This window comes from Humibacillus xanthopallidus, from assembly GCF_006717145.1.
Lineage (GTDB): Bacteria > Actinomycetota > Actinomycetes > Actinomycetales > Dermatophilaceae > Humibacillus > Humibacillus xanthopallidus.
In genome coordinates this window covers 706,609-729,842 of sequence record NZ_VFQF01000001.1, presented here as the reverse complement: position 1 = coordinate 729,842, position 23,234 = coordinate 706,609, and the positions used below count along the sequence as shown (strand labels likewise).

24 protein-coding genes are annotated in these 23,234 nt (G+C 70.8%); 11 read left to right on the top strand and 13 right to left on the bottom strand.

Features of this window, described 5'->3' with window-relative positions; genetic code table 11:
- Positions 1-30: 30 nt before the first annotated feature.
- From FHX52_RS03305 to FHX52_RS03295, 3 genes are read right to left on the bottom strand one after another with little or no spacing between them, the layout of a single operon-like run.
- Complete coding sequence (locus FHX52_RS03305; RefSeq protein ID WP_141819888.1) at positions 31-999, bottom strand: ROK family glucokinase; 969 nt, start codon at positions 997-999, stop codon at positions 31-33.
- The gene (locus tag FHX52_RS03300) at positions 996-1,598 is read right to left on the bottom strand and encodes a hypothetical protein (RefSeq protein WP_141819886.1); all 603 of its coding nucleotides are present in this window, start codon (positions 1,596-1,598) and stop codon (positions 996-998) included. Before FHX52_RS03300 ends, FHX52_RS03305 begins: the two co-directional genes overlap by 4 nt.
- A gap of 5 nt (positions 1,599-1,603) precedes the next feature.
- Positions 1,604-2,047 carry an SRPBCC family protein gene (locus FHX52_RS03295; RefSeq protein WP_141819884.1) on the bottom strand — a complete coding sequence of 148 codons (444 nt, stop codon included), beginning with the start codon at positions 2,045-2,047 and terminating at the stop codon, positions 1,604-1,606.
- Positions 2,048-2,268: 221 nt separating this feature from the next.
- Between FHX52_RS03295 and FHX52_RS03290 the strand changes: the two genes are divergently transcribed.
- Positions 2,269-4,059 carry an AMP-dependent synthetase/ligase gene (locus FHX52_RS03290; protein ID WP_185747061.1) on the top strand — a complete coding sequence of 597 codons (1,791 nt, stop codon included), beginning with the start codon at positions 2,269-2,271 and terminating at the stop codon, positions 4,057-4,059.
- A gap of 55 nt (positions 4,060-4,114) precedes the next feature.
- Here the strand turns inward: FHX52_RS03290 and FHX52_RS23730 are convergent, their stop codons facing one another.
- Positions 4,115-5,575, bottom strand: coding sequence for a hypothetical protein (locus FHX52_RS23730; RefSeq protein ID WP_185747060.1), 1,461 nt, complete (start codon positions 5,573-5,575; stop codon positions 4,115-4,117).
- Positions 5,576-5,616: 41 nt separating this feature from the next.
- Positions 5,617-5,991 carry a hypothetical protein gene (locus tag FHX52_RS03275; RefSeq protein WP_185747059.1) on the bottom strand — a complete coding sequence of 125 codons (375 nt, stop codon included), beginning with the start codon at positions 5,989-5,991 and terminating at the stop codon, positions 5,617-5,619.
- A gap of 133 nt (positions 5,992-6,124) precedes the next feature.
- Here FHX52_RS03275 and FHX52_RS03270 point away from each other — a divergent pair, with 133 nt between their 5' ends.
- Complete coding sequence (locus FHX52_RS03270) at positions 6,125-7,939, top strand: DEDD exonuclease domain-containing protein (RefSeq protein ID WP_141819878.1); 1,815 nt, start codon at positions 6,125-6,127, stop codon at positions 7,937-7,939.
- Entirely contained in the window at positions 7,936-8,220 is a 285-nt protein-coding gene (locus tag FHX52_RS03265; protein ID WP_141819876.1) for an Lrp/AsnC family transcriptional regulator, read from the top strand. The genes FHX52_RS03270 and FHX52_RS03265 overlap by 4 nt, the downstream gene beginning before the upstream one ends.
- A gap of 323 nt (positions 8,221-8,543) precedes the next feature.
- Here FHX52_RS03265 and trpD read toward each other — a convergent pair whose 3' ends face one another.
- A complete protein-coding gene (gene trpD, locus FHX52_RS03260) occupies positions 8,544-9,596 on the bottom strand; it encodes an anthranilate phosphoribosyltransferase (protein WP_141819874.1) in 1,053 nt (350 codons plus the stop codon).
- Between the two features lie 3 nt (positions 9,597-9,599).
- A complete protein-coding gene (locus FHX52_RS03255; protein ID WP_141819872.1) occupies positions 9,600-10,073 on the bottom strand; it encodes a response regulator in 474 nt (157 codons plus the stop codon).
- 270 nt (positions 10,074-10,343) lie between these two features.
- Here FHX52_RS03255 and ctaE point away from each other — a divergent pair, with 270 nt between their 5' ends.
- From ctaE to FHX52_RS03225, 6 genes are all read left to right on the top strand, one after another.
- Positions 10,344-11,006: an aa3-type cytochrome oxidase subunit III gene (ctaE, locus tag FHX52_RS03250; RefSeq protein ID WP_141819870.1), complete on the top strand. Its 663-nt coding sequence runs from the start codon at positions 10,344-10,346 to the stop codon at positions 11,004-11,006.
- Between the two features lie 127 nt (positions 11,007-11,133).
- Positions 11,134-11,940 carry a cytochrome bc1 complex diheme cytochrome c subunit gene (gene qcrC, locus FHX52_RS03245; RefSeq protein WP_141819868.1) on the top strand — a complete coding sequence of 269 codons (807 nt, stop codon included), beginning with the start codon at positions 11,134-11,136 and terminating at the stop codon, positions 11,938-11,940.
- A gap of 49 nt (positions 11,941-11,989) precedes the next feature.
- Entirely contained in the window at positions 11,990-13,093 is a 1,104-nt protein-coding gene (qcrA, locus tag FHX52_RS03240; RefSeq protein ID WP_141819866.1) for a cytochrome bc1 complex Rieske iron-sulfur subunit, read from the top strand.
- Entirely contained in the window at positions 13,090-14,859 is a 1,770-nt protein-coding gene (gene qcrB, locus FHX52_RS03235) for a cytochrome bc1 complex cytochrome b subunit (protein ID WP_141819864.1), read from the top strand. Before qcrA ends, qcrB begins: the two co-directional genes overlap by 4 nt.
- A gap of 175 nt (positions 14,860-15,034) precedes the next feature.
- Entirely contained in the window at positions 15,035-15,661 is a 627-nt protein-coding gene (locus tag FHX52_RS03230) for a DUF2231 domain-containing protein (protein ID WP_141819862.1), read from the top strand.
- 74 nt (positions 15,662-15,735) lie between these two features.
- The gene (locus tag FHX52_RS03225) at positions 15,736-16,089 is read left to right on the top strand and encodes a metallopeptidase family protein (RefSeq protein ID WP_141819860.1); all 354 of its coding nucleotides are present in this window, start codon (positions 15,736-15,738) and stop codon (positions 16,087-16,089) included.
- 261 nt (positions 16,090-16,350) lie between these two features.
- Here FHX52_RS03225 and FHX52_RS03220 read toward each other — a convergent pair whose 3' ends face one another.
- The 3 genes from FHX52_RS03220 to ctaC are packed head-to-tail and all read right to left on the bottom strand — an operon-like array spanning position 16,351 to position 19,355.
- Positions 16,351-16,752, bottom strand: coding sequence for a cytochrome c oxidase subunit 4 (locus FHX52_RS03220; protein WP_141819858.1), 402 nt, complete (start codon positions 16,750-16,752; stop codon positions 16,351-16,353).
- 3 nt (positions 16,753-16,755) lie between these two features.
- Positions 16,756-18,471, bottom strand: coding sequence for an aa3-type cytochrome oxidase subunit I (ctaD, locus tag FHX52_RS03215; protein WP_141822007.1), 1,716 nt, complete (start codon positions 18,469-18,471; stop codon positions 16,756-16,758).
- Positions 18,472-18,518: 47 nt separating this feature from the next.
- Positions 18,519-19,355, bottom strand: coding sequence for an aa3-type cytochrome oxidase subunit II (ctaC, locus tag FHX52_RS03210; RefSeq protein ID WP_246069588.1), 837 nt, complete (start codon positions 19,353-19,355; stop codon positions 18,519-18,521).
- 221 nt (positions 19,356-19,576) lie between these two features.
- Between ctaC and FHX52_RS03205 the strand changes: the two genes are divergently transcribed.
- Positions 19,577-20,791 (top strand): cysteine desulfurase family protein, encoded by a 1,215-nt coding sequence (locus tag FHX52_RS03205; RefSeq protein ID WP_141819854.1) that lies wholly within the window; start codon positions 19,577-19,579, stop codon positions 20,789-20,791.
- Positions 20,788-21,084 carry a sulfurtransferase TusA family protein gene (locus FHX52_RS03200; RefSeq protein WP_281287862.1) on the top strand — a complete coding sequence of 99 codons (297 nt, stop codon included), beginning with the start codon at positions 20,788-20,790 and terminating at the stop codon, positions 21,082-21,084. The genes FHX52_RS03205 and FHX52_RS03200 overlap by 4 nt, the downstream gene beginning before the upstream one ends.
- On the opposite strand, the gene aat is transcribed toward FHX52_RS03200, so the two are convergent.
- The 3 genes from aat to FHX52_RS03185 form a co-directional block, all read right to left on the bottom strand.
- Positions 21,053-21,727 carry a leucyl/phenylalanyl-tRNA--protein transferase gene (gene aat, locus FHX52_RS03195; RefSeq protein ID WP_141819852.1) on the bottom strand — a complete coding sequence of 225 codons (675 nt, stop codon included), beginning with the start codon at positions 21,725-21,727 and terminating at the stop codon, positions 21,053-21,055. The two genes, FHX52_RS03200 and aat, sit on opposite strands and share 32 nt — an antisense overlap.
- 58 nt (positions 21,728-21,785) lie before the next feature.
- Complete coding sequence (locus FHX52_RS03190) at positions 21,786-22,772, bottom strand: carbohydrate kinase family protein (RefSeq protein ID WP_141819850.1); 987 nt, start codon at positions 22,770-22,772, stop codon at positions 21,786-21,788.
- An 83-nt stretch (positions 22,773-22,855) separates the two neighbouring features.
- A complete protein-coding gene (locus FHX52_RS03185) occupies positions 22,856-23,233 on the bottom strand; it encodes a HesB/IscA family protein (RefSeq protein WP_141819848.1) in 378 nt (125 codons plus the stop codon).
- Position 23,234 lies beyond the last annotated feature (1 nt).

Here is a 23,234-nt window from a genome sequence, read left to right as displayed (position 1 = left end):
CCCGCTCGCCGACCTTGCGGCGCGGCGGGCTCAGCGACTGCTGCGCGCGAGCTCCGCAGCCCCGATGAGGCCCGCGTCGCTGCCCAGGACGGCCCGCACGATGCTCGCCTCGGGACGGTAGCCGCGCCCGGTGAGCTGGCGCCGGAAGGCGTCACGCGCGGGACCGATGAGCATCTCGTCGGCAGCGCTGACACCACCGCCGATGACGAACAGCCCGGGGTCGAAGGCGGCCGCGAGGTTGGCCATGCCGATGCCCAGCCACTCGCCGATGTCGGCGAGCAGCTCGCGCGCGGTGGGGTCGCCGTCGCGGGCGGCCTCGGTGATGAAGGGCCCGGTGAGCGCAGCCGGGTCACCCCCGAGTCGGGTGAGCAGGTCTGCCACGACAGGCGATCCGGCGTCGATCATCGCGCGCGCCTCACGGACGAGGGCGTTGCCGCTGGCGTACTGCTCCCAGCAGCCGCGGTTGCCGCACTCGCAGCGCACGCCGCCGGGGACAACCTGCATGTGGCCGAACTCCCCCGCGATGCCGTGCCTGCCGCGCTGCACCTGCCCGTCGATGATGAGGGCTCCGCCGATGCCCGTGCCGAGCGTGATGACGACGACGTGCGACTCGCCGCGAGCCGCACCGAAGCACGCCTCAGCCCAAGCGGCCGCGTTGGCGTCGTTGTCGACGGTGATCGGCAGGGCGATGCGCTGCGACAGCGCGTCGCGCAGCGGCTCGTTGCGCCACGACAGGTGCGGCGCGAAGACGACGGTCGCGCGGTCCTCGGCGACGAAGCCGGCGGCGCCGATGCCCACGGCGACGATGTCGGTCGGGTCAGCCCGGCCGAGCAGCTCCTCGACGGCGCCGACGATGGTGTTCTCCACGACGCGGGGCGAGGTGGAGCGGTGCGGCGTGTCGAAGCGCACCCGCTCGAGGATGGCGCCGCTCTCGTCGACGATCCCCCCGGCGACCTTGGTGCCGCCGATGTCGATGCCGATGGCCAGCCGACGGGTCATGCCGGTCCCTCCTGCTCGTCGCGTGCCCCTGCGCTGCGGGTAGCCGCGCCTCGGTCGCCCTGGTCGCCGGTCGCCTCGGCGCCCGCCTCGGGGCCGGCCGTCTCGGGGCGGGTCGAGCGCTCGCGCTGCGCCGTCGCGAGGTCGCGCAGCGCGGTGGCGGCGAAGCCGACGAAGTCGGCGACCCGCTCGATCGTGTCGGGGTTGACCTGCTGGACGAAGCTGATGAGCTGGCACACCGGACACACCCGGCAGGCCGCCGGCTCGCGCCCTCCGCACGTGCACTCCGGCGCCTGCCGGGCATCCGTCAAGGGTATGCCGCCGGGTCGGGCACCCGCCCCGGCGCGGTCCGTGGCCGCGCCGTCGTCGGCCGAGCTCGCCGCGTCACCGTTGCGGTGCGCCGAGCTCGAGGACCCGCCCCCCGGCTCGTGGGCGGTCGTGTGGGAGGACGCGGACGGCATACCGCCGCTGGCGCCCCAGCCACGGCGCGAGAGCAGCTCGACGAGCAGCGCCGCCTCCTCCGCCACCGTGCGCGCGGGGTCGTCGGTGGCAGGTGCCGATCCGTTGTTGCCGTGCCCGTCGGGCTCGTCGGTCGCCGTCACGCCGGTCAGGCCTCGACGCGCTTCTTCAGCTCCTTGAGAGCCGTGTCGACGATGACCTTCTCGGCCTTGCGCTTGAGCAGGCCGATCATGGGGATCTTGACGTCGACCGCGAGACGGTAGGTGACCTTCGTGCCCGCGCCCTGGGCGGCCAGGGTGTAGGAGCCGTCCATGGCCTTGAGCACCTGGGCCGAGACGAGCGACCACGAGACGACGCCCGTGCCGTCCTCGACGACGTCCCACTCGTAGTCGAGAACGTAGGTGTCCTTGATGGCGCCGGCATCGAGGGTGAACTCGACCTGGTCGGCCCAGCCGTCGCCCTCCTCGGCGAGCACTCGGATCGCCTTCACCTCGCCGGCCCACTCGGGGTAGGCCTCGAAGTCCGCGATGACGTCGAGCACCTCGCCGGGGGGTGCGTCGACGATGATGGAGGACTCGGTGCGATCGGCCATGAGCCGAAGGTTATCGCGTTGGTCACGCCACGGCGCGCACCCCGCGTTTGGCTCCCGACCTCGGGCGCGCGCGTGCGAGGATGGGCGCGAAGCCCACCGCGACGCGTCGTGGCGGACCCTCTTCCACGCCATCGCCGGGCGTGACCCGCACCGTTGTCGCTGCTGGTCATCCGTCGGTGTCGTCAGCCCCACTGCACACCCGCCGCTCACGAGGAGTCTCCGTGAAGGACAACGTCGTCGCACCGCTCGTCCCCGTCACCACCGAGGGAAGCCTTGCCGACCTGCCCGGCCGCAACGCCGTCGAGTCGCCCGCTGGTGCGGCCTTCGCCCGCAAGGGCGCCGGGGACCGCTGGGCGACGACGACGTGGCGGGAGTTCGCCGCCGACGTCGACGCCGTCGCCAAGGGGCTCATCGCCTCGGGTGTCGAGCCGGGCAGCCGGGTCGGCCTCATGTCGCGCACCCGCTACGAGTGGACGCTCGTCGACTTCGCGACGTGGAGCGCCGGGGGTGTGGTCGTGCCGATCTACGAGACCTCCTCGGCCGAGCAGGTCGAGTGGATCCTCTCCGACTCCGGGGCCGTCCTCGCCGTCGTCGAGACTGCCGCGCACCGCGAGACCGTGGGGCTCGTCGACGCCCAGCTGCCCGACCTCGTCGAGGTGGTCGTCATTGCCGACGGCGGGCTCGATGCCCTGCGGCAGAAGGGCACGTCGGTGCCCGACGCCGAGCTGGCGTCCCGCCGCGAGGCCCTCGACCGCACGTCCATCGCGACCATCATCTACACGTCGGGCACCACCGGCCGGCCCAAGGGCTGCGAGCTCACGCACGGCAACTTCCTCGACCTCGCCGAGAACGCCACCGAGAAGCTCAAGGAGGTCGTGCGCGCCGACGGCGCCTCGACGCTCCTCTTCCTCCCGCTCGCGCACGTCTTCGCCCGCTTCATCGAGGTGCTCTGCGTCTCGGCGAAGGCACGGATGGGGCACTCGGCCGACATCAAGACCCTCCTCGACGACTTCGCCGGCTTCCAGCCGACCTTCGTGCTCGCGGTCCCCCGCGTCTTCGAGAAGATCTACAACTCCGCCGAGGCCAAGGCCGCGGCCGATGGCAAGGGCCGCATCTTCCTGCGCGCCGCGACCGTCGCCATCGCGCACAGCGAGGCGCTCGACGCCGACGGGCCCGGCCTCCTGCTGCGCCTTCAGCACGCGATCTTCGACCGGCTCGTCTACGGCAAGCTCCGCGCGGCCATGGGCGGCAAGGTGCAGTACGCCGTGTCGGGCGGCGCTCCGCTCGGCACGCGACTCGGCCACTTCTACCGCGGCATCGGCGTCATTATCCTCGAGGGCTACGGCCTCACCGAGTCGACGGCTCCGGTGTGCGTCAACACCCCCGACAAGATCAAGATCGGCACCGTCGGCCCGCCGCTGCCGGGCAGCGGCGTCCGCATCGCCGACGACGGCGAGATCCTGCTCAAGGGGGTCGGGGTCTTCAGCGGCTACCACGGCAACCCGCAGGCGACGGCTGACGCGATCGTCGACGGCTGGTTCCACACCGGCGACATCGGAGACCTCGACGACGACGGCTACCTGCGCATCACGGGCCGCAAGAAGGAGATCCTCGTCACCGCCGGCGGCAAGAACGTCGCGCCGGCCGTGCTCGAGGACCGACTGCGCTCCCACCCGCTCGTGTCGCAGTGCATCGTCGTCGGTGACCAGAAGCCCTTCATCGCGGCGCTCGTCACACTCGACGAGGAGATGTGGCCGCTGTGGGCCAAGAGCCACGGCGTCGAGGGTGTCTCCATCGAGCAGGCACGCACCAACCCCGTCGTGCTCGAGGCCCTCCAGCACGCCGTCGACCGCGCCAACCAGGCAGTGTCCAAGGCGGAGTCGATCCGCAAGTTCACCGTGCTCGAGGGCGACTTCACCGAGGCCAACGGCTACCTCACGCCGTCGCTCAAGCTGAAGCGCAACGTCGTCATGAAGGACTTCGCCGACGACGTCGAGAAGCTCTACTCCTGACCGGCGGCGACCGGCCGGGCACGCGATCGGTCGGCACGCGACCGGAACTTGGCGGTCACTGGGCAGTCAGCGAGGCGATGCGGGAGCGCCACTGCCGCACGAGGGTGGCGCGGTCGGTGCCGGCCCGCTCGAGGGCGAGGTCGGTGACCGCCTCCGGGTCGCCGAGGCTCGCGGTCGGCGCTGGCAGTCCACCCGCGGCCTCGCGATAGAGGCGCACCAGCCCGGGCATGCCCTTCCGGTCGGCGAGCTCCCTCACGGCCAGCAGGGCGAGGCCGTATGCCGCCTCCAACCGGCCCGTGGCCGGGTCGAAGGCCGCGTCGGTGGGCAGGGCCGTCGGAAGGCCCTGGGTGCGCACGAGGTCGAGCGCCGGCGCGACGACCTGACGCTCCGGCAGGGTGACCGTGCGGTAGGCGACGAGCTCGGCGAAGCCCTCGGCCAGCCAGTCCGGCACGGAGCGCGTCGTCGTCGCCCGCACGCTGGCGTGCGTCAGCTCGTGCGTGAGGACGACGTCGCGACCGACGCCGCTCAGCCCCGACCACGGGGTCGGAGCGACGACGATGCGGTCGGCGCCGGCAGATTCACCCGGCTCGAGCGGGCCGTCGGTGACCGCGGCCACCCGTGTCATGGCTGCCGCGGTGCGACCGAGCAGACGGGCCGCGTCGTCGTCGGTGCCGGGGGCCACCCAGACGGAGGGCTCGGACCGCCCCCAGACGGCGGAGACGTTGCGTGCTGCGGCCCGCACGTGGCGGTCGAGCTCGTCGAGGCGTGCCTGAGGACCCACGACGAGCAGCAGGGCGTCGGCGGTGCGGCGCACCCGGAGACCGGCGAGGTCCCACGGCTGGAGCCGCTCGGCGGGGTCCCACGAGCGCAGGCGCGGTGTCGGGCCGGCTCCGGTGGCGCCGTTGCTCGCCCGGGGATCGGCCTCGAGGGCCAGGTCGACGACGAACGTGCGGGGGCTCGTGTCGAAGCCGCCGAGCCGGTAGGTGGCGGTGAGCCGGGCCCGGATGTCGTTCGCCGCAGTGGTGCTCGTAGCGGCGGTACTCGTAGCCGCGGTGCTCGTTGGAGTGGTGCTCGTCGCGGCGGTGCTCGCGGCGGCGGTGCTCGTAGCGGTGGTGCTTGTAGCGGCGGCGCTCATGGGCGTTGCGCTCGTCGTGGCCGAGGGCGGGCCGGGCACGGCGATCGAGACGACCCTCAGATCGGTGACACCCATGGCCCGCATCCGGTCGAAGATCCTGCCTTGGGTGGTTCTGGCAGCATCGCCGACGTCCGGCGCCAGGGCTGCGAGCCAGGCGGTCCGGTCACCCTTCGTGACGGCGCCGAACCGGTCCTTGACGAGGGCGGTGACCTCGTCGACCCCTGCAGAAGACGCCCGCGCTGATGCCGTGCTGCCTGTCGACGCTCGGTCGACGGTGCCGGGTCCGGTGTTGGCGCTGCTCGACGCCGTGCAGGAGGCCAGGGCCGGCACGGCCAGGACGGCGGCGGCCAGCGCGGGGAGCACGAGCCGAAGTCGGGACACCTCGTCATGGTGACACGCCACTGCACCCCCGCCGATCGCGGTCAGCCTGCGGCGCGGGTGGCTCTCGCGGAACGGGCGGGCGCGTGGTGGGAATGCATGCTTGCGGAGGCGAAACCCTCGGCCGGCACGGCGCGGGCCGCGTTGGCCTCCTGCACCGTCACGAGCCCGGCACCGAGCAGCACCGACACCGCATGGCGCTCCGCCCGGTCGAGGGCGAGGCGCGGCGGGCCGGCGAAACCTGACTCGGAGCCACCCTCGGCAGGGGCCGGGGCAGGAGTGGGGGCGGCACCGGCCTCGGTCAGGACCGGGCGCGGGGCCTCGCGCGGGGCGAGGGGCACGGCCGTCAGCGCGGTCACCATGCAGTCCGCGCACCGGACGTGCCGCACCGGGCAGGTGTTGCAGTCGACGAGCATCATCCTGGGCACCTCTTCACGTCTCGTTGCGTTCTGTCACGAATGACGCTAAGGGCGACCACCGACACTCCTCGGCGCCCGCCGACGACCGCCGCGCCTTCCGGGCGTTGTCGGCGCCGCGGCATACCGTCGGGGCATGCAGGCGATCCAGTCAACGTTCGATGACCTCGGCACCTCCCTCGCCGACGTCACCTTCGTCGTGGTCGACCTCGAGACGACCGGGGGTGCCCCGGCCGAGTGCGGTATCACCGAGATCGGTGCCGTCAAGGTTCGCGGGGGCGAGCAGCTCGGTGAGTTCCAGACCCTCGTCGACCCCGGCGAGCCGATCCCGGCGTTCATCTCGGTGCTCACCGGCATCACCGACGGCATGGTGCGAGGCGCGCCGCGCATCGAGACGGCCCTGCCCGCCTTCCTCGAGTTCGCGGCCGGCAGCGTCCTCGTCGCCCACAACGCAGGCTTCGACATCGGCTTCCTCAAGGCCGCGGCTGCCCGCACCGGCACGGCCTGGCCGGGCTTCGCGGTGCTCGACACCCTCCAGCTCGCCCGCCAGCTCGTCGTGCGCGACGAGTCACCCAACCACCGCCTCGGCTCGCTCGCGCAGGTCTTCGGCGCGACGACGACGCCCGACCACCGCGCCCTGCACGACGCCCGCGCCACCGTCGACGTGCTCCACGGCCTCATCGAGCGCGTCGGCAACCTCGGCGTCCGCACGCTCGAGGAGCTCGCGAGCTACAGCTCCCGGGTCACGCCGACGCAGCGACGCAAGCGCTTCCTCGCCGACCCGCTGCCGCACGCGCCCGGGGTCTACCTCTTCAAGGACGGCAACGGCCGGGTCCTCTACGTCGGCACGAGCCGCGACATCCGCACCCGCGTCCGGTCCTACTTCACCGCTTCCGAGCAGCGCAGCAGGATGGCCGAGATGGTGCGCCTGGCCCAAGCCGTGCACCCGGTCGTCTGCCAGACCCCGCTCGAGGCACAGGTGCGCGAGCTACGACTCATCGACGAGCACAAGCCGCGCTTCAACCGCCGGTCCAAGGACGGCCGCAGGACGATGTGGGTCAAGCTGACCAGCGAGCGCTTCCCCCGGCTGTCGATCGTCAAGCAGGTGCGCGACGACGACGCCCACTACATCGGGCCCTTCCGCTCGCGCCTCACGGCGCAGTCCGCGATCGACGCCGTGCACGAGGTCGTGCCGCTGCGGCAGTGCACCGGTCGTCTGTCGGGCCGCTCGTCGGCGTGCGCGCTCGCCGACATGGGCCGCTGCGGCGCACCGTGCACCGGGGCGCAGTCCGAGGGCGACTACGCCATCGTCGTCGCCGACTGCGCGGCGATCTTCAGCGGCAACGCCCGCCCCGGATCCGACCTGCTGCGCGCCCGGCTCGAGGAGCTCGCGTCTGCCGAGCGCTTCGAGGACGCCGCGCGCGTGCGCGACCGCTTCCTCCAGCTCGTCCGGGGCGCGGCCCGGGCCCAGCGCCTCGCTCCGCTCGCCCGCTCCCCCGAGATCGTCGCCGCCCGGCGCGCCGACCACGGCGGGTGGGAGCTCGTGAGCATCCGACACGGTCGCCTCGCCGGCACCGCCGTCAGCCCGCGCGGAGCCGACCCCATGGTCTACGTCCGCACCCTGCAGGCCACCGCCGAGGTCGTCGCGCCGCCGACGCCCGACCGGCCGTCGGCCCTCGTCGAGGAGACCGAGATCCTGCTGCGGTGGCTCGAGGCCCCCGGGGTGCGCATCGTCGAGCTCGACGGCACGTGGACCTGCCCCGTCGGGGGCGCGGGCGCGGTGCGCCACGAGCTCGAGCCGGCCGTCGCCGCAGCGCGCGACGTGGTCGGCTTCGACAACGACGTGCCCGCCGCGGGCAGGCGACCCGGCCCGCGACCTGAAGGGTCGCGACCTGCAGGCCCACGAGGCACCGGACCCGCAGTGGTGCGGACGGCTAGGGTGTCCTCGTGATCACCGCCATCGTCATGATCAGCTGCGAGGTCAACCGGATCCCCGAGGTCGCCGAGGAGATCGCCAACATCCCCGGGGTCTCCGAGGTCTACTCCGTCACCGGCGACGCCGACCTCATCGCGATGGTCCGTGTGCGGTCGCACGACGACTTCGCCGATGTCATCGCCGACCGCCTCAACAAGGTGTCCGGGGTCGTCGGCACGTCGACGCACATCGCCTTCCGCACGTACTCGTCGCACGACCTCGAGGCAGCCTTCAGCCTCGGCCTCGACGACGCCTGACCCCACCGTCACCCTCGAGTGGCCGCGTGATCCCACGCCCCCACCCTCGAGTGGCCGCGTGGTCCCACCAACCACGGTTCGACTGCTGCGCGTGTGACGGAGCGGCCACTCGACGGAGGGCGAGAGCCCAGGCTGGGGCTCGTGTGACGGAGCGCCCCCCGACACCTGACCCCACCATCACCCTCGAGTGGCCGCGTGGTCCCACCAACCACGGTTCGACTGGTGCGCATGTGATGGAGCGGCCACTCGACGGAGGCGAGAGCCCAGGCTGGGGCTCGTGTGACGGCGCGGCCACTCGACGGGGTCTGAAGCTCGGCGCGGTGTCAGGCGCGGGTGGCTGCCACCCAGCGGTCGACCACGGCGGTCGCTGCGCCGGAGTCGATCGCGCCGGCGGCCAGCTCCATGCCGGCCCGGACGTCGTCGTGGAAGGCAGCCGCGTCGGAGCCGCTGTCGGGTCGGGTCAGCGCGAGGGCGATGCCCGCGTTGAGCAGGACCGCGTCGCGCACGGCGCCGCGGGCACCGGCGAAGGTGTCGCGCACGACCTGGGCGTTGTGCTCGGCGTCGCCGCCCCGGAGGTCCTCGATGGGGTGCAGGTCGAGACCGAGCCGGGTCGGGTCGAGCGAGCGGAGGCCGACGTCGCCGTCGCGGACCCACCACACCGCGGACGTCGTCGAGACGGTGATCTCATCGAGCCCGTCGTCACCGCGGAAGACGGCCGCGTCGCGGCCGCGGCTCGCGAAGACACCCGCCAGCAGCGGAGCCATGCGGGCGTCGGCACAGCCCACGGCGGCATACGTCGGCTGGGCGGGGTTGGTGAGCGGGCCGAGGAAGTTGAACGCCGTGCCGATGCCGAGCTCGCGGCGCGGCACGGCCGTGTGCCGGAACGACGGGTGGAAGGTCTGGGCGAAGCAAAAGGTGATGCCTGCCTCGCTGACGATCTCGACGACCCGCTCGGGCGCGAGGGACAGGTCGATGCCGAGCGCCTCGAGCACGTCGGCGCTGCCCGACGACGACGAGGCCGCCCGGTTGCCGTGCTTGACGACCCGCACCCCGGCGGCCGCGGCCACGATCGACGACATCGTCGAGATGTTGACGGTGTGGGCCCGGTCCCCGCCGGTGCCGACGATGTCGAGACTCGGGCCGTCGACCTCGATGCGCCGGGCGTGGCCGAGCATGACCTCGGCGAGCCCACTCATCTCGTCGACGCTCTCACCCTTGGAGCGCAGGCCGATGAGGAAGCCGGCGATCTGGCTCGGCGTCGCCTCGCCCGCCATGATGCGGTCCATCGCCCATGCGGTCGTGGCCCGGTCGAGGTCACGACCGGCGATGAGCTCCGAGAGAAGTGCGGGCCACGTGTGCTCGGCGTCGGTCGCCATGCGTCAGGCCGCGGGAACGCCCGAGCGCGCCAGCGTCGTGATGGCCGACGTGAGCGCGATCGGGTCGAGCGGGTGCGGCACGGCCAGGTCGGCCTGCGACCAGGCGGCCAGCCAGCTGTCCTGCGGACGGCCCGTGAGCACGATGATCGGCGGGCAGTCGAAGATCTCGTTCTTCAGCTGCCGGGCGAGGCCCAGACCGCCGACCTTGGCGGCCTCGCCGTCGAGCACGAGGATGTCGAAGCGCTCGTGGTCGACCGTGCTGATGACCGCGTCGGCGGTGGCGCACTCGTGCCACCGCACCACCTCGACGTCCTTGGCCGGACGGCGCCCGACGGCCGCGCGCACTGCGTCACGGGTCGTGTAGTCGTCGCTGTAGAGCAGGACCGACACCTCGATGCGCGGCTGGGGCTGCGATCCCGTCGTCGTGAGCTGCGTCGAGGTCGCGCTGTCGTTCGAGCTGTCGTTCGGGGCGGTCATGGGCCCGATGCTACCGGCCCCGCACCCCCGCGCTGCAGCAACCTCCGGTGCATGGTCGGCGCACGTGTCGGGGGTCGTGTCGAGTGTCGGGTCAGGGTCGTCTCGGGGTGGTCTCGGAGGGCCTGCGTGACGTCACCGGACGGCATACGGCAGCATCTGCGGTGGCGTGACCCCTTGCATGTCGGAATGGTCACGAATGCTCGACACCCGATCAACAAACCGCTCCAATCGGGGGGGTCACTCGCGCAGGCGCAGAGGAATGTGGGAATAATGGCCAACGTGGCGACAGCATCAGCAGTTCCTTCCAGTGCAGTGATGAATCCGGCGGCGCACGGACCGGCGACCCGGCCCAACATGGTTGCCGTCGGCACCATCGTGTGGCTGTCGTCCGAGCTGATGTTCTTCGCCGGCCTCTTCGCCGTCTACTTCCAGCTCCGGTCGGTGCGCACCGACCTCTGGGCCGAGCAGACGCAGAAGCTCAACCTCACGTTCGCGAGCATCAACTGCCTCGTGCTCGTCATCTCCTCGGTGTGGTGCCAGCTCGGTGTCTGGAAGGCCGAGCGCGGCCAGAAGGCCCGCACGGGCAAGCTCTACGACATCAAGGGCTGGGGCATGCGGGAGTGGTACGTCCTCACGTACCTCTTCGGCGCCTTCTTCATCGCCGGCCAGGTCATGGAGTACGCCGAGCTCGTCCACGAGAACGTCACGCTCAGCTCCGACGCCTACGGGTCCGTCTTCTACATGGCGACCGGCTTCCACGGTCTGCACGTCACGGGCGGCCTCATCGCGTTCCTGCTCATCATCGCCCGCACCTTCACGACGCGGCGCTACACCCACGCCAACGCGACCGGCGCCGTCGTGACCTCCTACTACTGGCACTTCGTCGACGTCGTGTGGATCGCGCTCTTCGCGACCATCTACATCCTGCGCTGACGTCGTCGATGACCGCACCGATCGCTCTCGTTCAGCCGCCCGCTCCACCGCTTCAGGGCACGACTCACCGCCTCAACGCCCGACCGACAGACCGACCGACGACCACCTTGGACGACAGGACCGCACCGTGAACGCCTTGGCCGCCCGACGCCGACACCCCGCCGCGATCGCGGTGCTGCTGCTGCTCGGCCTGCTCGTGACCGGAGGCGCGTACTCCTTCTTCGCCCCCAAGGACGCCAACGCGGCGTCCACGGTCTCCGCCGACGCCGTCCAGGACGGCAAGAACCTCTTCCTCGCCAACTGCGCGAGCTGCCACGGCGTCAACGCCGAGGGCACGAAGTCCGGGCCGTCGCTCGTCGGCGTCGGCGCTGCGTCCGTCGACTTCCAGGTCAGCACGGGCCGTATGCCGCTCGCCGGGCCGAACGTGCAGGCTCCGGTCAACAAGGTGAAGTTCGACGAGACCCAGATCGCGGCCCTGGCCGCCTTCGTCGCCTCCCTCGGCGCCGGCCCGGCCGTCCCCGAGGAGAAGTGGACGACGGTCATCCAGCCGGGCACGCCCGAGAACAACAGGGCCATCGCGACCGGCGGCGAGATCTTCCGCGTCAACTGCGCCATGTGCCACAACTTCGCCGGCGCCGGCGGTGCGCTGACCCGCGGCAAGTACGCCCCTGCCCTCGACGAGGCGACGCCCCGCCAGATCTACGAAGCCATGGTGACCGGCCCGCAGTCGATGCCCGTCTTCAACGACCGCAACATCTCGCCCGAGGGCAAGCAGCAGGTCATCTCCTACCTCGCCGCCCAGCGCGACCAGACCAACGTCGGCGGCTTCAGCCTCGGCAACCTCGGCCCCGTGTCCGAGGGCCTCTTCGCCTGGGTCTTCGGTCTGGGCATCCTCATCGCGGGTGCGGTGTGGCTCGGCAAGAAGGCCGCATGACCGCCCCACGGCTGCTTCGCATCCCGACTGACGACAGGACCAGGACCCGATGAACGACAACGAGACGACGGCACCAGGCGAGAGCGGCGCGCTCGTCTCCGCCACCCAGGGTGGCGTGGTCGAGCAGTCTCAGGCCGGTGCGGTCGACCGCTTCGACAACCCGGGCCTGCCGCCGCACGTGCACCGGCTCGCGGATGACGACGAGCTCGCCGCCAAGCGGGCCGAGCGCCAGGTCGCGACGATGTTCGGCCTGTCGATGCTCGGCGCGCTCGTCTTCCTCGTCGCCTACTTCGTCGTTCCCGACGAGGCGACCTTCTACTTCCCCGGCATCGGCATCGCGAGCACGCAGAACGTCGTGCTCGGCGTGTCGCTCGGCATCTCCATCCTCATGATCGGTCTCGGCGCCGTGCACTGGGCCAAGACCCTGATGCCCGACACCGAGGTCGTCGAGGAGCGCCACCTGCAGGCCTCCTCCCCCGCCGACCGCGCGAAAGCCGTCGCGGCCGTGAGCAAGGGCGGCGAGGCTGCGCAGCTGCCCCGTCGTCCCCTCATCAAGTACACCCTCGGTGGCGCACTCGGGCTCTTCGCCCTACCCCTCGGCCTGCAGGTCGCCGGTTCGCTCGGCCCGACGGACGTCGAGCAGCTCAAGACCACGATCTGGGACCCCGCCTACAACGACGGCAAGCCGATCCGCCTCATGCGCGACCCCGAGATGACCCCGATCAAGCTCGAGGACGTCACGAACGGCTCCGTCTTCCACGTCATGCCCGAGACGCTGCAGAAGTTCATCGACGACGGCAAGCACGTGCTCGAGGCGAAGGCCAAGGCCGCCGTCATCCTCATCCGTCTCGACCCCGAGCTCATCAAGGTCCAGAAGGCCCGTGACTGGGGCGTCGACGGCACCGTCGCCTACTCCAAGATCTGCACCCACGTCGGGTGTGCGGTCGGTCTCTACGAGCAGCAGACCCACCACCTGCTCTGCCCCTGCCACCAGTCGACGTTTGACCTGACCGAGGACTGCAACGTCATCTTCGGACCGGCCAAGCGCCCGCTGCCGCAGCTCAAGATCCAAGTCGACGACGCGGGCTACCTCGTCGCACCGCAGGGCTTCGACCAGCCCGTCGGACCGAGTTTCTGGGAGCGTTTGCGATGACGACCATCAACGAGAACCGTCCGGCGCAGGGCCTGCGGGCCGACGACCGTCGCGACGAGGAGGTGCACGACTCCACCAAGCCGCTCGGCGGCATCGCCGGCTGGGTCGACGACCGCGTCGGCGCCGCCAAGGGCGTGTCGTTCCTGCTCAAGAAGGTCTTCCCGGACCACTGGTCGTTCATGCTCGGCGAGATCGCGATGTACTCGATGATCGTCTGCCTCCTGACCGGGGCCTTCCTCACCTTCTGGTTCGTGCCGAGCCAGACCCTCGTGCCCTACGACGGGTCCTACATCCCGCTCCAGGGGATCATGGTCTCGGACGCCTACCGATCGACGCTCGACATCTCCTTCGACATCCGCGGTGGCCTGCTCATCCGGCAGATCCACCACTGGGGCGCCCTGATCTTCATCGTCTCGGTCTTCGCCCACATGGCGCGCGTCTTCTTCACGGGGGCCTTCCGCAAGCCGCGCGAGATCAACTGGGTCTTCGGCACCATCCTGTCGATGCTCGCGTGCATCGAGGGATTTGCCGGCTACTCGCTGCCCGACGACCTGCTGTCGGGCACCGGCATCCGCGCGATGAACGGCTTCGTCCAGTCGGTGCCCGTCATCGGCTCGTACATGTCGTACTTCATCTTCGGCGGAGCCTTCCCGGGTGAGGCGATCGTGCCGCGGCTCTACTCCGTGCACATCCTGCTCATCCCGGCGATCCTCATCGGTCTCTTCACGGCCCACATCCTGCTCGTCTTCGTGCACAAGCACACCCAGTACCCCGGGCCGGGCCGCACCAACAACAACGTCGTCGGCTACCCGCTGATGCCGGTCTACATCGCCAAGGCCGGCGGCTTCTTCTTCATGGTCTTCGGCGTCATCACGCTGATCTCGGCCCTCTTCACGATCAACCCGATCTGGGCCTACGGGCCCTACGACCCCTCCCCCGTCACCGCCGGCTCCCAGCCGGACTGGTACATGGGCTTCGCGGACGGCGCGCTGCGTCTGCTGCCGGGGTGGTTGGAGTTCGTGTCGTGGGGAGACTTCACCTGGAGCATGAACATCTTCCCGGGCTCGATCCTGCTGCTGCCCATCATGTGGGGCATCATCGGCGCCTACCCGTTCGTCGAGTCCTGGGTGACCGGCGACAAGCGCGAGCACCACCTGCTCGACCGCCCGCGCAACGCGCCGACCCGCACCGCCATCGGTGTCGCCGGCATCACGATGTACTTGGTGCTGTTCTTCGCGGCCGGCAACGACCTCATCGCGATCAAGCTCCACCTGTCCATCAACGACATCACCATGGCGCTGCGCACGCTGTTCTTCGTCGGGCCGCCCATCGCCTTCTGGATCACGAAGCGGATCTGCCTCAGCCTCCAGCGCGCCGATCGCCAGAAGGTCCTCCACGGCCGCGAGACCGGCACCATCTGGCGCTACCCCGACGGTCGCTTCGAGGAGATCCACGCACCGCTCACGCCGAACGAGCGCTGGCCGCTCGTCCAGCACGAGGTTCCCGAGCCGCTGCAGATCAGCGCCCAGAAGGACGAGAACGGCGTCGACAGCCCCATCGCCCGCAAGGAGCGGCTGCGGGCCAAGCTCTCGCACTTCTACTTCGTTGACCGCGTCGGACCGGTCACGCCGTCCGAGCTCGAGGCGGCGCACCACGCGCACGACGAGCCGCACGCGGCCCTGCCGGCAGGCGAGCACGAGGCTCTGGAGAGCACGGGTGCCGGCGCCGAGCGCGAGTCGATCAAGGCAGACAAGCGACTCGACTGACACCTGCGCCATCGAGGCCCGCTCCCGTCACGGGGGCGGGCCTCTTTCGTCCCGGACCGGCAACCGCTGCCGGTCTCCCCGGGGTGAGGTGTCTCCCAGAACTCTCTGAGAACAGGCCGACAGGGTCCAGATCACCGGATTTGTCCCCCTTGTTCGCCGCTCGAGAGGCACCCACATGCTCGACACCGTCTTCGGTCTCCCCGTCCATCCGCTCATCGTCCATGCGACGACGGTCATCGTCCCTGCCGCTGCCGTTGCGGTGCTGCTCGCCGCCGTCTGGCCCCGCTTCCGGCGCTGGGCCCGATGGCTTCCGCTCGGCCTCGCCGGCGCCGCCCTGGTGCTCACCCCGCTGTCGACCGAGTCCGGTGAGTCCCTCGAGCGTCGGGTCGAGCACTCCGACCTCATCGAGACGCACTCCCAGCTGGCGGAGGGCCTCCTGCCCTGGGTCGTCGGCCTGTTCGTCGCGGCGGTGCTGCTCGCCGTTGTCATGCGACGGGAGCGCGCCGTGGCCGCGCTGAGCGTCTCACGTGCCGCTGACGGCGCCGACGGCGCTGACGGCGCCGACGGCGCTGACGGCGCCTCAGCCCCCCGCGGCGCCTTCTCGCCCGCCAGAGGGACCGCACGGCTGCCGAGGGCACTCCTCGTCGGCACAGCCGTGCTCGGCATCGTCGCCGCCGCCGGCACGACCGTCCAGGTCGTGCGCATCGGCCACAGCGGCGCTCAGGCGGCCTGGTCCGACGCCGTGTCGCAGTCGCCCGCTCCCCCTGCCTCCGGCGGTGACGGCGACGGCGACGGCTCGTGACGCAGGGCTGGTGACCCGACTCCCCCGAGAACAGGATGGGCATCACTGAGGCGGTGCATGGGACACTCGGTCCCATGCACCGCCTCAGTGATGCCGAGTTCGAGCAGGCCGTCGGTGACGCCCTCGACTCGATCCCCCCGGAGCTGGCGCAGGCGATGGACAACGTCGTCATCCTCGTCGAGCCGGAGCCACCGGCGGACGACCCAGACCTGCTCGGGGTCTACGACGGGGTGCCCCTCACGGAGCGCGACGGCTGGTGGGACGCGGGGTCCCTCCCCGACCGCATCACCATCTTCCAGGGCCCGCTCGAACGCTTCTGCGACTCTCCCGAGCACCTGCGTGAGGAGATCGCCGTCACCGTCGTCCACGAGATCGCGCACCACTTCGGCATCTCGGACGAGCAGCTGCACGAGCTCGGCTGGGGCTGACGGGCGCTCCACGCGTCAGACGGTTCGGGGGCGTCTCGCGGACGGGACACTTTCGACGCTGCGGTGGACACAACCCTTTACGAGGAGGCTGTTGCGGCCTACCGTCGAACCACCGATAGATCGATCGGACGGAGGTGCCCCCAGATGTTCTCTCCAGCACGATCGCACCGCAGGCCTGAAGGCCCGTGAGGCACCGATCTCGAAGCGAGAGGCCCGGACGCAGCAGCGTCCGGGCCTCGTGGTGAAGCGGGTGATGCAGGGTCAGATGGAGTACTCGCCCGAGAAGGACTCGAACACCCACAGGCACACGGCTACGACGCCGAACACCGCACCGATGATGAAGAGCCACCAGCCCACGGCCAGGCCGAGGAACATGATGGCGCCGGAGCCGGCGAGCCACAGCGGGGTCCACGAGCTCGCGACGAAGTAGCCGTAGTTGCCCTCCTGCTCGGCGATCTCGCCGCTGACGTTGTCCTCCGGGCGCAGCGGCAGCTTCTTGCCGGTCATCCAGAAGTAGAACCCGGACAGGGCGAAGAGCGCACCGGTGAGGATGAGGGCGGTGACGCCGATCGGCTCCTGCCACTTGCTCCAGAACCCGTAGATGAGCACGACGGGGACGAAGAAGATGAAGAGGTAGACGAAGAGCTTGGTCTCGACGCGCATCGGTCAGTTCTCCTTGTCGGCCGTACGGGCCGTCGTGTGCTCAGCCTCGACGTCGGCCGGCCCCATCACCTGCACGAGAGTGCCCTGGTCCGCGACGGGACGGGCGCCCGGTGCGGCCTCCGGGTGGTGCAGGTCGAAGGCGGGACGCTCGGAGCGGATCCTGGGCAGTGAGGTGAAGTTGTGGCGCGGCGGCGGGCAGGACGTCGCCCACTCGAGGGAGGCGCCGTAGCCCCACGGGTCGTCGGAGGTGACGAGGGGAGCCTTCTTCCACGTCTTCCAGACGTTGTACATGAACGGGATCATCGACGCGCCGAGCAGGAAGGCACCGATGCTCGAGACGATGTTGGCCGGCTGGAAGCCCTCCGCGGGGAGGTAGTCCGGGTAGCGACGCGCCATGCCCTCGATGCCCAGCCAGTGCTGGATGAGGAAGGTCATGTGGAAGCCGATGAACAACATCCAGAAGTGGATCTTGCCGAGCTTCTCGTCGAGCATCCGACCGGTCAGCTTGGGCCACCAGAAGTAGTAGCCGGCGAACATCGCGAAGACCACGGTGCCGAAGACGGTGTAGTGGAAGTGCGCGACGACGAAGTAGCTGTCGGAGAGGTGGAAGTCGAGCGCGGGGCTCGCGAGGATGATGCCGGTCAGACCACCGAAGAGAAAGGTGACGAGGAAGCCCATCGCCCACAGCATCGGGGTGGCCATGACGACCTTGCCGCCCCACATCGTGCCGATCCAGTTGAAGAACTTCACACCGGTCGGCACGGCGATGAGCATCGTCATGACGGCGAAGAACGGCAGGAGCACCTGGCCGGTGACGTACATGTGGTGGGCCCAGACGCTGGCCGACAGGGCGGCGATCGCGATCGTCGCGAAGACGAGCGTCTTGTAGCCGAAGATCGGCTTGCGCGAGAAGACGGGCAGGATCTCGCTGATGATGCCGAAGAAGGGCAGGGCGATGATGTAGACCTCGGGGTGGCCGAAGAACCAGAAGAGGTGCTGCCACAGCATGGCCCCACCGTTCTCGGCGTCGAAGATGTGCATTCCGAAGCGCCGGTCACCGCCGAGGGCGAAGAGCGCGGCCGCGAGGATCGGGAAGACGACGAGCACGAGCAGCGACGTGACGAGAACCGTCCACGTGAAGATCGGCATCCGGAACATCGTCATGCCGGGGGCGCGCATGCACACGATCGTCGTGACGAAGTTGACGGCGCCGAGGATCGTGCCGAAACCACCGAGGGCGAGGCCGAAGACCCAGAGGTCGCCGCCGACGCCCGGCGAGTAGCTGACGTCGGACAGCGGCGCATAGGCGAACCAGCCGAAGGACGCGGCGCCCTGGGGCGTGAGGAAGCCCGCCGAGGCGATGAGCCCGCCGAAGAGGTAGAGCCAGTAGGCGAACATGTTGAGGCGCGGGAACGCGACGTCGGGAGCGCCGATCTGCAGCGGCATGAGCGCGTTCGTGAAGCCGGCGAAGAGCGGCGTCGCGAAGAGCAGCAGCATGATCGTGCCGTGCATCGTGAAGAGCTGGTTGAACTGCTCCGGGTTGTCGACGATCTGCAGGCCCGGCGCGAAGAGCTCGGCGCGGATGAACAGCGCCATGACGCCGCCGAGCAGGAAGAAGACGAACGAGGTGATGAAGTAGAGGTTGCCGATGACCTTGTGGTCGGTCGTCGTCACGTAGCGGACGAAGGTCTGACCCTTGGCGGCCCGCTTGCGCTCCATCGTCGCCGACGGCACCTGGGCTTCACGGTTGAACGTCGCGGAGGTCATCAGTTGCTCCCAGTGCGTGCGGGTGCGGGGATCTTGTCGGCGTCGGCGGGCACCATCTGCTCACGGCTGGCGTCGACGGGGATGAGGCCGGTCTGGCCGAGGTCGGCGAAGCGCTTCATCGCGGCGTCGTACTCGTCCTGCGTGACGACCTTCACCATGAAGAGCATCTGCGAGTGGTAGGCGCCACAGAGCTCGGCGCACTTGCCCTGGAAGGTGCCGGTCTGCGTCGGCACGACCTGGAACTTGTTGGTCTTGCCCGGGATCATGTCCATCTTCATGAGGAACTGCGGCACCCAGAAGCTGTGGATGACGTCGCGGGCGTTGAGGACGAACTCGGTCCGCTTGTTGACCGGCAGGTAGAGCACCGGCATCTCGTCGCGGGCGTTGGGGTCGCTCGGGTCGACGTGGACACCGGTCTCGTGGACGTTGGAGTCGACGTAGTTGAAGTCCCAGCTCCACTGCTTCGCGACGACGCTGATCGTCACGTCGGGCTTGGCGCTCGTGCTGATGAGGGCCGCCTCGTCACGCGCGGTGTACCAGAAGAACACGGCGACCATGAAGACGGGGATGACCGTGTAGAGCAGCTCCATCGGCACGTTGTATCGCAGCTGCACGGGAAGGGTCTCGTCGCCCTTGCGCTTGCGGAAGCGCACGGCGGCGTAGAGCATCAGGCCCCAGGTCAGCACGCCGACCAGCAGCACGGCGATCCAGCTGCCGACCCACAGGTCGGTGACGCGCTGCCCGCCCTCGGACACCGCCTTGGGCAGGAAGCCGTTGGAGACCTCGCCCTGGCACCCGGCGAGGGCCAGCGCGGCCAGCGCCGCGACTGCGCCCACCTTCGCTGCGCGCCGACGCCGTCGAGGCTCTGTCACCACCGGCGTAGTCGCCGGGGTCTCGTCGTGCTCAGGCACCAGGTGCACCTTTCGTTCCGTCCGCGGGCGCCCGAGGGGCGCCTCCGAGCGATTCTCACAACTGCATCCGGGCAGCGAGGTGCCCACCACCGAACCCTACCGCCCCGTCCGCCGGGTTGTCCGCAGGGGGCGGCTAACGTTGCGGCGTGCCCAGTCACGATCCGGGAACGAACGTTGGACCCCCGCCGCCCTCCGCTCCGAGCGCCCGCCGTCGGCTCCTCGACGCCGCCTCGGGGCCCCTGCACCCTGTGGCCCGCGACACCCTCGTCGCGGCCGTCTCGGCGGGTTGGGCCGACCCCGCCCGCCTCCATGCCGAGGGCCGCACCGCACGCGCCCTGCTCGACCGTTCGCGCGAGGTCATCGCGAGCGGCCTCGGCGTGCGCCCCGCCGAGGTGAGCCTGCTGCCCAGCGGCCCGACCGCGCTCGAGCGAGCGCTCGACGGGGTGCGGTATGCCGCCCGCCGTCGTGGCGCTCGGACCGTGGCCTCCGCGGTCGAGCACTCCGCCGTCCTCGTCCCCGCCAGGGCGCGCGCCGCCCGGGCGGACGACCCGCGGCTCCTCGCCGAGGTCCCCGTCGACGCGCTCGGGCGGGTCGACCTCGAGGCCTGGGAGTCGGCCCTCGCCGCTCCGGGCACGGTCGTGGCGGCGCTCCAGAGCGCCAACGGTGAGGTCGGCACCCGCCAGCCGCTCGAGGAGGCGCACGCGGTCGCCCGGGCCCACGGCATACCGCTCGTCGTCGACGCGATGGCGGGCCTCGGCCGCGACGCCGTGCCGGAGCACTTCGACGTGCTCGTGGGCGACGCCCGCTCCTGGGGCGGCCCGCCGCTCGGCGTGCTCGTCGTCCGTGAGGGCGTGCGGTGGCAGTGGTCCGGCGCCCGGGCGGACGTCGAATACGGCCGCACCGACGTCAGCCCGTGGGTGCCGCTGGCCCTCGCCGCCGCCGAGGCCTGGCAGCAGGCCCGCGCCACGACGGTCGAGGACGAGGCACTGACACGATCCCTCGTCGGCGCGGTGCGCGAGGCCGCGGCGGGCGTGCCCGACACCGTCGTCGTCGGCGACCCCGACGACCGGCTCCCCCACGTCGTCACCTTCTCGAGCCTCTACGTCGACGGCGAGGCGCTCGTCGGCGCGCTCGACCAGCACGGGTATGCCGTCGCGAGCGGTTCGGCGTGCACGTCGAGCACGCTCGAGCCCAGCCACGTGCTCGCGGCGATGGGGGTGCTGACCCACGGGAACGTCCGCGTCACGCTGCCCCTGCCGGCCGTGTCACCGAGCGTCGAGGCCGACGTGGCCGACCTCTGCGCGGTCCTCGCCCCCACCGTGGCCCGCGTGCGCTCCGAGCTCGGGGTCGGTGACCTGTGACCGAACCTGCCACCGACCCCACGCAGGAACCCCCGGACGGGCCCCTCATCGTCGACGCCCGCGGTGAGCGCTGCCCCATGCCGGTCATCCGCCTGGCGCGGCTCGTGCGCGACCTGCCTCCGGGCGAGGCTCCGGTGACGGTCCGGGTGCTCGCCACCGACCCGGCGGCGGCGTCCGACGTGCCGGCCTGGTGCCGGATGCGCGGTCAGCGCTTCGTCGGCGCGCAGGCGCAGGCCGACCACACCGCATACGTCGTCGAGGTCACGCCCACACCGGCGGCAGCGGGGCGCTGAGCACCTCCGGCAGCCCACGGAGGTAGTCCTGGCGCGACATCTCGCTCACGCCAAGGGTTGCGAGGTGTTCGGTGCGCCACTGCACGTCGATGAGGCGGCGCGGGTCTCCGTCGGCCGCCAGCAGGTCGCGCAGCGCGACGAGCGCGGCCTTTGAGGCGTCGCGCACGGTGTGGAACATCGACTCCCCCGCGAAGAGGCCACCGATCGCCACGCCGTAGAGGCCGCCGACGAGGCGGTCGCCCTGCCACGTCTCGACGGAGTGCGCCCAGCCGGCCTCGTGCAGCGCGGCATACGCCTGCGCCACCTCAGGGGTGATCCATCGGCCGTCGCGGTCGGGGTCGGCGCACGCGGCCACGACGGCGTCGAAGGCGGTGTCGACGCGCACCTCGAGGTGGTGCATCGACTTGCGCAGCGACCGGCTCACCCGGAGGTCGTCGAGCCGCAGCACGCCCCGCGGGTCGGGTGACCACCACCCGATCGGCGGGGCGCCGTGCTCTCCGATGCCCATCGGGAAGACGCCTTGCGTGTAAGCGGCGTAGAGGGTGCTGACGTCGAGGTCGGCGCCCACCCCGATCAGGTCGTCGCCGGGCGCGACCTGGTCGAGCGCGAAGTCCCAGTTCGTCGGGGGCGGCGGGGTGGGCACGGCGTGGCTCGCGTCGAGAGCGGTCGGGGTCGGGGTCGGCCGAATGGGCTGGGGGCGACTACGGCCGGTGGCAGACGATGTGCGGCTCGATGTCGGCAGCCGACTCCGGGCCGTAGGCCTCGGTGAGACGCGCGAGGAAGTGCGCCTTGCTGAGGACGTACTCCTGGGTGCCCACCGTCTCGATGACGTAGGTCGCGAGCATCGAGCCGAGCTCGGCGCACCGGCGGGTGGTCAGCCCCGCGGCGAGGCCGGTGAGGAAGCCGGCGCGGAAGGCGTCGCCGACGCCCGTCGGGTCGGCGCGGCGCACCTCGCGGGCGACGGGGACGGTGATCGTCTCCTCGTCCTTGCGGTGGATGGTCACGCCGCCGGAGCCGCGGGTGATGACCCGCGTGCCGACGCGCGAGAGGATCTCGTCGTGGTCCCACCCGGTCTTCTGCTCGGTGAGGTGGGCCTCGTACTCGTTGGTGAAGAGGATCGTCGCGCCGTCGATGAGCCCGCGGATGCCCTCGCCGTCGGAGAAGGCGAGCTGCTGGGAGGGGTCGGCGATGAACGGGATGCCCCGCGAGCGGCACTCCTCGGTGTGACGGGCCATCGCCTCGGGGTCGTCGGCGCCGACGAGCACGAGGTCGAGCCCGCCGACGCGGTCGGCGACCGGGGCGAGCTCGATGTCGCGGGCCTCGCTCATGGCCCCGGCGTAGAAGGTCGCGATCTGGGCCATGTCGTTGTCGGTCGTGCAGATGAAGCGGGCCGTGTGCTGGCTCTCGGAGTAGTGCACCGAGGTGCAGTCGACGCCGTGCCGCTCGAGCCAGGACCGGTAGTCGGCGAAGTCCTCACCGACCGCGCCGACGAGGATCGGGCGCAGCCCGAGGCCTGCCATGCCGAAGGCGATGTTTGCAGCCACTCCCCCGCGCCGCACCTGGAGGTCCCCGGTGAGGAAGGAGAGCGAGATCTTGTCGAGCTGCTCGACGACGAGGGAGTCCTTGAAGGAGCCCTCGAACGTCATGAGGTGGTCGGTGGCGATGGATCCGGCGATGGCGATCTGCACACCGGAAACCTAGCGCGCGAAGGGCCCGACCGTGACGGTCGGGCCCTTCGGGTGGTGCTGGTCGGCCAGCTGGACGGGTCTCGTCAGTTGAACGAGTCGCCGCAGGCGCAGCTGCTGCCGGCGTTGGGGTTGTCGATCGTGAAGCCCTGCTTCTCGATCGTGTCGGCGAAGTCGATGGTCGCGCCCTCGAGGTAGGGCGAGCTCATCCGGTCGACGACGACCTCGACACCGTCGAAGTCGCGCACGAGGTCACCGTCGAGGGTGCGCTCGTCGAAGTAGAGCTGGTAGATCAGGCCGGAGCAGCCGCCGGGCTGGACGCCGACCCGCAGGCGGAGGTCGTCGCGACCCTCCTGCTCGAGCAGGCTCTTGACCTTCGTGGCGGCGACGTCGGTGAGGACGACACCGTGGGCGGGAGCCTCGGTCTGCACCTCGGCGGGAGAAGCGTTCGTCTCGACACTCATG

Coding starts and splice junctions, on each gene's coding strand:
- trpD (WP_141819874.1), bottom strand. CDS start 9,596: ATGGCGACCGACGCCGAGCACACGTGGCCCGCACTTCTCTCGGAGCTC.
- FHX52_RS03230 (WP_141819862.1), top strand. CDS start 15,035: ATGCTCGACACCGTCTTCGGTCTCCCCGTCCATCCGCTCATCGTCCAT.
- FHX52_RS03225 (WP_141819860.1), top strand. CDS start 15,736: ATGCACCGCCTCAGTGATGCCGAGTTCGAGCAGGCCGTCGGTGACGCC.
- FHX52_RS03275 (WP_185747059.1), bottom strand. CDS start 5,991: ATGATGCTCGTCGACTGCAACACCTGCCCGGTGCGGCACGTCCGGTGC.
- FHX52_RS03270 (WP_141819878.1), top strand. CDS start 6,125: ATGCAGGCGATCCAGTCAACGTTCGATGACCTCGGCACCTCCCTCGCC.
- FHX52_RS03220 (WP_141819858.1), bottom strand. CDS start 16,752: ATGCGCGTCGAGACCAAGCTCTTCGTCTACCTCTTCATCTTCTTCGTC.
- FHX52_RS03305 (WP_141819888.1), bottom strand. CDS start 999: ATGACCCGTCGGCTGGCCATCGGCATCGACATCGGCGGCACCAAGGTC.
- qcrA (WP_141819866.1), top strand. CDS start 11,990: ATGAACGACAACGAGACGACGGCACCAGGCGAGAGCGGCGCGCTCGTC.
- FHX52_RS03295 (WP_141819884.1), bottom strand. CDS start 2,047: ATGGCCGATCGCACCGAGTCCTCCATCATCGTCGACGCACCCCCCGGC.
- qcrB (WP_141819864.1), top strand. CDS start 13,090: ATGACGACCATCAACGAGAACCGTCCGGCGCAGGGCCTGCGGGCCGAC.
- FHX52_RS03255 (WP_141819872.1), bottom strand. CDS start 10,073: ATGACCGCCCCGAACGACAGCTCGAACGACAGCGCGACCTCGACGCAG.
- FHX52_RS03185 (WP_141819848.1), bottom strand. CDS start 23,233: ATGAGTGTCGAGACGAACGCTTCTCCCGCCGAGGTGCAGACCGAGGCT.
- ctaD (WP_141822007.1), bottom strand. CDS start 18,471: ATGGAGCGCAAGCGGGCCGCCAAGGGTCAGACCTTCGTCCGCTACGTG.
- ctaE (WP_141819870.1), top strand. CDS start 10,344: ATGGCCAACGTGGCGACAGCATCAGCAGTTCCTTCCAGTGCAGTGATG.